This is a genomic window from Ruegeria sp. BHSB064, from assembly GCF_059613205.1.
Map to the genome: position 1 here is coordinate 1 of NZ_JBXWSB010000173.1, position 7,224 is coordinate 7,224.

7 protein-coding genes and 1 pseudogene are annotated in these 7,224 nt (G+C 56.1%); 6 read left to right on the top strand and 2 right to left on the bottom strand.

All coding sequences use genetic code 11. The annotated features are described in order from the left end of the window. The 6 genes and pseudogenes from AC2FNU_RS23015 to argE all read left to right on the top strand — a co-directional run. Positions 1 to 659 (top strand): annotated as a pseudogene (locus tag AC2FNU_RS23015) (FAD-dependent oxidoreductase); the annotation flags it as partial. A gap of 17 nt (positions 660 to 676) precedes the next feature. Then, positions 677 to 1,093, top strand: coding sequence for a RidA family protein (locus AC2FNU_RS23020; RefSeq protein WP_496793164.1), 417 nt, complete (start codon positions 677 to 679; stop codon positions 1,091 to 1,093). 83 nt (positions 1,094 to 1,176) lie between these two features. Then, on the top strand, positions 1,177 to 1,851 hold the full coding sequence (locus tag AC2FNU_RS23025; RefSeq protein ID WP_496793166.1) for a DUF1028 domain-containing protein: 675 nt from the start codon (positions 1,177 to 1,179) through the stop codon (positions 1,849 to 1,851). 14 nt (positions 1,852 to 1,865) lie between these two features. Continuing rightward, positions 1,866 to 3,362 carry an aldehyde dehydrogenase gene (locus AC2FNU_RS23030; RefSeq protein ID WP_496793170.1) on the top strand — a complete coding sequence of 499 codons (1,497 nt, stop codon included), beginning with the start codon at positions 1,866 to 1,868 and terminating at the stop codon, positions 3,360 to 3,362. A 25-nt stretch (positions 3,363 to 3,387) separates the two neighbouring features. Then, complete coding sequence (locus AC2FNU_RS23035; protein ID WP_496793173.1) at positions 3,388 to 4,326, top strand: LysR substrate-binding domain-containing protein; 939 nt, start codon at positions 3,388 to 3,390, stop codon at positions 4,324 to 4,326. Between the two features lie 141 nt (positions 4,327 to 4,467). Then, the gene (gene argE, locus AC2FNU_RS23040; protein ID WP_496793175.1) at positions 4,468 to 5,616 is read left to right on the top strand and encodes an acetylornithine deacetylase; all 1,149 of its coding nucleotides are present in this window, start codon (positions 4,468 to 4,470) and stop codon (positions 5,614 to 5,616) included. Positions 5,617 to 5,688: 72 nt separating this feature from the next. On the opposite strand, the gene AC2FNU_RS23045 is transcribed toward argE, so the two are convergent. Both AC2FNU_RS23045 and AC2FNU_RS23050 read right to left on the bottom strand, forming a co-directional pair. Continuing rightward, positions 5,689 to 6,717: a histone deacetylase family protein gene (locus tag AC2FNU_RS23045; RefSeq protein ID WP_496793178.1), complete on the bottom strand. Its 1,029-nt coding sequence runs from the start codon at positions 6,715 to 6,717 to the stop codon at positions 5,689 to 5,691. A 68-nt stretch (positions 6,718 to 6,785) separates the two neighbouring features. Then, positions 6,786 to 7,224 (bottom strand): extracellular solute-binding protein (locus AC2FNU_RS23050; protein WP_496793181.1); only part of this gene is annotated, 439 nt, incomplete at its 5' end.

The window sequence follows — 7,224 nt, forward strand, 5'->3', positions numbered from 1 at the left end:
CCCGCGACAACGTTTGGTGGTTAGGTGTTCTGGGGCTCTGGGATATGGCGGCACAGAAACCTGGGACGGAACACGTCACGATCTCGGTCAGCGGTGCGCATGGCGGGCACACAATGGATTTCCGGCGCTTGGGGAATGAAGGTGTGACCCTTACCGGGATGACCAAGAGCTTCGAGAATGGCGTTCTCAGATTTGCCGATGATCTCCAACGCAATGTCGCAGCCGGTGACGCCAACTACCTTGAAATGCTGGACATGGCAGATGCCTATATTGCGCGCACTGGCATTGATCTGCCGGAAGAGCCTGAGGCGCGTAAGCAGTTTCCCGATCCCGATAGCCTGACCAATCCGCTGACGTCAGTCGATTTTGCCAAGGAAGGAATCACGACAATCATCTGGGCGACAGGTTTCCGGCAGGATTTCAGTTGGATCAAGGCGGACGCCTTTGACGCCAAAGGCGCGCCGATTCACCAGCGCGGCGTTTCTGTCGAACCCGACATCTACTTCCTTGGTCTGCCCTGGCAATCGCGTCGCGGCTCGACCTTCATTTGGGGCGTTTGGCACGATGCAAAATACATCTCTGACCAGATCGCTATCCAACGCGCTTATGCCGAATATGACGGTGAAGCAGCCATCATCGCCCCCGCCGCAGCAGAGTAAGCAATCAGGACTTCGAAATGGCGCATACACGCATTCGCAAATTCAACACCTCGGACACCTACCCCGAGCAAAACCTCGACAACGATCTGTGCCAGGCCGTCGTGACACATGGCGGCAAAACAGTCTACCTGCGCGGCCAATGCCCGCAGAACCTGGATGACGCGGTCAATATCGACAGTCACGATCCGGTCGAACAGACCCATAAGGTGATGCAGAACATCAAGCAGTTGATTGAAGAAGCGGGCGGCCAGATGGAGCATCTGGTCAAAGTGGTTGTTTACATCACTGACGTTCGCCACCGTGAGGCTGTGTACCGCACCATGGGCGAGTACATCAAAGGCGTGCATCCGGTTTCGACCGGGCTGGTGGTTCAGGCGCTGGCGCGCCCGGAATGGCTGGTCGAAATCGACGGCACCGCTGTCATACCTGATTGATCTGTCAGATTGATCGACAATCCCGACCGCGCTCCCCTTCCTCGCCCCACAAGCGCGGTCCGGCCTGTTTCTAGGAGAGTCACATGACATTTTCTCTGGTCGCCCGCTGCACTGATACCGGCATGTTTGGTTTGGCGATTTCGTCATCCTCACCCGCCGTGGCCGCGCGCTGTTCCTTTGCGCGCGCTGGCGTGGGTGCGGTTGCGTCGCAAAACGTGACAGACCCCAGCCTTGGCCCGCTAACCCTTGATCTGATGGAACAGTGCAAGTCCGCGCCCGAGGCTATCGACGCCATGAAGGCGCAAGCAAAATTTATCGAATACCGTCAGGTTCTTGCCGTAGATGCCCACGGGCGGACTGCGATCCATTCCGGTCCCAACAGCCTTGGCATCTGGACGCAGGCACAGGCTGAAAACGTCGCCTCGGGCGGCAACCTTTTGGACAACGAAGGCATCCCTCAGGCCATAGTCGATGGGTTCCTGTCCTCCTCCGGGCACATCGGAGACCGTTTGATCGCAGCAATGCGCGCCGGATTGGCCGCAGGAGGCGAGGCAGGGCCGGTGCATTCGGCCGGCATGAAGATCGTCGACAAAGTCAGCTGGCCTGTCGCCGATCTGCGCTGTGACTGGACCGAAGATTGCCCCATCGAGGCCATCGCAACTGCCTGGGACGTCTACAAACCACAGCTTGACGCTTACATCCAGCGCGCGCTCGATCCGCGCGAAGCGCCCTCTTACGGCGTGCCCGGCGACGAATAAACACGGAGAGAGCCATGTTGGACTATTCACACGAAGACTGGAAAAGCCGCGCAGCGGGGCTGTCCTTCCGCGGGCAGGCTTTCATTGACGGCAAGTTCGTTGACGCCGCATCCGGTAAAACCTTCGACAGCATCAACCCAGCCACGGGCGCGGTTCTGACCTCGGTTTCCGAATGCGACGAAGAAGACATTAACCGCGCCGTCGCCGCTGGCCGTACCGCGTTCGAGGATGGCCGTTGGTCGCGCATGGCACCAGGGGATCGCAAGGCGGTGTTACTGAAGCTGGCCGATTTGATCCGGGAAAACCTGGAGGAAATGGCGCTTTTGGATAGCCTTGATATGGGCAAATTGGTGACGGATGCCGTGACGATCGACGCGCCGGGTTCGGCCCATTTCTTCCAATGGTATGCCGAGGCCATCGACAAGGTTTATGACGAGGTCGCCCCCACAGGCCCCGGTGATCTGGCGCTGGTCAGCCGCGTACCGCTGGGCGTTGTCGGCGCGGTGACACCGTGGAACTTCCCGCTTGATATGGCGACATGGAAAGCGGCCGCTGCGCTGGCTGCAGGAAACTCTGTTGTCCTCAAACCGGCAGAACAATCACCTCTGTCCGCGTTACGCTTGGCGGAACTGGCCGCTGAGGCGGGTATCCCCGACGGGGTGTTTAATGTGGTGCCGGGTTTCGGCACAACTGCGGGCAAGGCACTTGGCCTACATATGGATGTCGACTGCCTGGCTTTCACCGGATCGACCGCTATCGGCAAGATGTTCATGCAATATTCGGGCCAGTCTAACCTGAAACAGGTCTGGCCGGAAACCGGCGGCAAAAGCCCCAATCTGGTGTTCGCCGATTGCGAGGATCTGGACGCCGCCGCCGACATGGCGGCCTTAGGCATCTTCTTCAATCAGGGCGAAGTGTGCTCGGCGAATTCTCGGCTCTATGTCGAACGCGCGATCAAGGATGCGTTCGTCGAGAAACTGATCGCCCGCGCGCAGGCGACGCAGCCGGGCGACCCCCTCGATCCGGCGTCGAAGATGGGAGCGATCGTCGATGAGAAGCAAACGCAAGGTATCATGCGCTTTGTGGAAGAGGGCAAGAATACAGCCAATCTAGTGACAGGCGGTGAACGTGTCACGGTAGACGGCAAAGGCTGCTTTGTTCAACCCACCATCTTTGACGACGTGGCGCATGACAACCCGCTGGCGCGGGATGAAATCTTTGGCCCCGTCCTGTCGGTCATTCCATTTGGCACCGAAGAGCAAGCGGTGGCGATGGCAAATGACTCGATCTATGGGTTGGCCGCGTCGGTCTGGACCGACAATCTGTCCCGCGCCTGCCGGGTGTCAGATAAGCTGGTGGTTGGAACTGTGTCAGTGAATACGGTGGATGCCCTATCGGCCCAGACCCCGTTCGGCGGCATGAAACAGTCAGGCTTTGGGCGTGATTTGTCATTGCACTCGCTTGAAAAGTATACTGCTTTGAAGACCACGTGGATCAAGTACAAAGCCTGATCAGCGGCCAAGCGGAGATGTGCCATTGCCTTTCAGATACACGCTGCGGCAACTTGAGTATTTTGTTGCGGTAGGAAAGGCAGGCAGCATCGCTGCCGCCAGCGACAAGCTGAACGTATCGTCTCCGTCTATCTCAGCGGCGATCACGCAGCTTGAGGTCGAGTTCGGCGTCACTTTGTTTGTCCGCGAGCATGCACGCGGGCTTTCGCTGACCAAGGCCGGGCACAAGCTCATGGAACGCACGGAATTTGTCCTGCGTGAAGCCGAATTATTAGCCACGCTCGCCGGGGAAATCACCGGTAAGGTTCAAGGCACTTTGTCCGTTGGGTGCTTGATGACGTTTGCTCAGATCGTATTGCCGGGGCTACGGCGCGAATTCGAAGGCAGCTACCCTGATGTGCGTATCGAACAGCGTGAGTTGAATCAGGCCGAAATTTTTAGCCAGCTGCGACGGGCCGAGTTGGACATCGCTCTGACGTACGATCTGGACATTCCAACCGATCTAGAATTCCAACCTCTTCACGAACTTCCGCCTTACGTCGTTCTCGGGGAAGATCACACATTGGCAAGCCGCACCGAATTGGCCATTCCGGACCTGCAGGGCAGCCCCATGGTCCTTTTGGACCTCCCTTTCAGCGGCGAGTACTTTTTGTCGTTTTTCACTGACGCAAACATAAAGCCAAACATTGCTGAACGTACAAAGGATATGTCGGTGATGCGATCATTGGTTGCCAACGGGTTTGGCTTTTCGATTGCGAATATTCGCCCCCTGAACGCTTTGTCTCCTGACGGGAAGAAACTGATCTTTGTACCATTGACCGGAAAGGTGCGCCCGATGCGGCTTGGCCTGTTACGCGCGCGGGCCGAGAATGAGACCAACACCCTGAAAGCTTTTGTCGAACATTGTGCAATGGCCGTTAAGTCGGGAACACTTCCGGGTCTGTGTGCCACGGACGAAGCGTGATCACCGAAACTTAGAGAAAACCTAACCTGTGCTTCGCCATTCCCGGATTTAAGTATTTTGTGCGTCGTATAGGCTTGCGTAGAGTCCCCGATGCTTAGGGGATCAGACCGTTCGGCAATCCGAAAAACAGGTTCCATTCGAATGACGTCTACTTTGGATATTCTCGGCAAACTGGTTGGCTTCGACACGGTCAGCAAGAAATCGAACCTCGAGCTTGCAGCGTATGTCGAAGAGTTTCTGGAGGCGCGCGGTTTTGCGGTCCATCGGATCACCGATCCCGGTGGCGACAAAACCGGGCTCTACGCTGAAAAGGGGCCGGAAGGCGATGGAATTCTGTTGTCGGCCCATACTGATGTCGTCCCTGTCGAAGGTCAAAGCTGGACAAAAGACCCATTTCGCCTGACCCGGGAAGGGAACCGTGTCTATGGGCGCGGTACCACAGATATGAAGGGGTACGTGGCGTCGGTCATGGCTTTGGCAGATCGAACCCGCGATGCTAACTTGCGCGAACCGCTCAAGATCGCCTTGTCATACGACGAAGAAGTCGGCTGCGTTGGCATTCAACACATGCTGGATCGGCTTGCCCCGATGCTGGGCCAGCCCCGTGCGTGTTTTGTCGGCGAACCCACCGAGATGCAGGTGGCCATTGGGCACAAAGGCAAAGCCGCTCTGCGCGCCGTCTGCCACGGTCAAAGCGGGCATTCTGCGCTGGCGCCGAAATTCGTCAACGCGCTGCATTTGGCAACGGATTTTGTGCAGGAATTGCGTGGCCTGCAAGGAACCTATGCGACACGCGGCAACACGGATCCGGCTTATTCCGTGCCTTATACCACGTTCCATGTGGGTGTGCTGTCAGGCGGCAAGGCACTAAACATCGTTCCGGACAGGGCGGAGCTGACCTTTGAATACCGACACTTAGCTTCGGATCACGGAAAAGACATTTTGCGCCAGATACAGGATGCAGCACACCGGGTTGCTGCCCGGTATCAGGCCCTTTGCCCCGAGGCCCGGATCGAGGTCGAACAGTATAACGCCTATCCCGGTCTGGCCGTCGTCGAGACTGAAGGCGTCATTGCCTATGCCCAGAAACTTGCGCAAAGCAACGTCACCACCAAGGTTGCCTTCGGAACCGAGGCCGGATTTTTCAGCGAGTTGGGTATTCCAACCGTTGTCTGCGGTCCCGGTTCAATGGAACGTCAGGGGCACAAACCGGATGAATTTATCGAGATCGACCAGCTCAACGCCTGCGACAAAATGATGGATCGTATCCTTGACGACATAAGCCATTGATACGGTCTGTGTCACAGTTCCGAAATCCTGGGACATGGGAATTAGGTCTTCTAAGGTCGTTCCACACACGACCTAGACATTCTCAAAGCCCGTAAGAACGTTGACGGCATTTATTCCAATCTCGTCCAAATCATACCCACCTTCCATAACAAACTGCGTTGGTAGACCAAGCTGTGCGATATCTTCGCCAAGCGTCAAGAAATCTTCGGATTTGAGCTTGAAGAAGCTGATGGGATCATTTTCGAACGTGTCCACCCCCAGAGAAATGATCAGGGCTTCGGGACCAAAATTCCGCACCTTCTCCAGCCCCACAACCAATGCCTTGCGCCAGGTTTCGAAGTTTGTACCGGCGGGCATGGGAATATTGAGGTTGTACCCTTCGCCTTTTCCTGCACCGGTCTCGTCTGCATGTCCCAGAAAATAGGGAAAGGTCTCCATCGGATCGCCGTGCAAGGATACAAACAATACATCATCGCGGTCGTAGAAAATGTCTTGGGATCCATTGCCATGATGAAAATCAACGTCAAGAATAGCGATGCGCGTTGCGCCGCTATCTAACAGAGATTGGGCAGCAATCGCCGCGTTGTTTAGAAAACAAAACCCACCGTAGGTATCCGAAAACGCGTGATGACCAGGTGGGCGGCAAAGCGAAAACACGCTTTTCGCGCCCTCGCGGATGCGCGCGGCACCTGTCAGCGCGACCTGAGCACTGGCATAGGCCGCCTGCCACGTTCCTTCGGTAATGCTGGTTTCCACAGAGTTTGCATAGAACCCAAGTTTTCCTTCCACAAACTTCGGGCATTTCTGAACCATGCGCCGGACAGGAAGGGCGGTCGGCATTGCCTCACCTTTGAAGCCCTCAGATTTCCAGTCGTCCCAGATGGTCTGAAGAAAGTTGACAAAGCCTTTGTCGTGAACTGACAGAACAGGCGCTAACCCAAAATCTTCAGGCTTCGAAACCACTCCAAGCTTCTGATTTTGGACACGTTCAAGCACAATCTCGGCGCGGCTGGGCTTTTCGTGGGGAGGGATTAGTTCTCCGCCAAAAAACTCGGTTTTTGCGTCACGTAGCTTGTGCTGTTCTGAGTAAATGGTTTCCATGTTCCACCAGAGGCCGCCGAAGAAAAAAGGGCCACGATCAGATCGCGGCCCTTGTTTTTGTGCTGAGCTTACTTCTTCAACTCAGTCCAGATCTTGTCGTAGACGGCCTGAGTTTCCTCATCGCAGACTTCGATGAATACACCGGGCCCTGCCGTTTCAGGAGGGTTGTTTTCCGGTTGCGCCAGCAGATCTGCATCCAGGAAATCTGATGCTCCGGTAACACCGTTGTTGTAACGCGCAAAATTCGAGACAGCGGCAATGTTTTCCGGCTCCAGCAGGAAGTCCATGAACTTCAGCGCGTTGTCACGGTTCGGGGCGTCCTTCAGCAAGACAACGCTATCCATCCAAGCTACATAGCCTTGGGTCGGGAAAGCATATTCAATCGAAGCCTTCTCCTGACGGGCCTTTGCAGCAAAACCGTCATAGATCATTCCAACATCAGCATCGCCAGAGACCAGAACCTCTTTCGCTGTGTCCGAGTTGAACGAAGCCCAGTGCTGTTTCGCC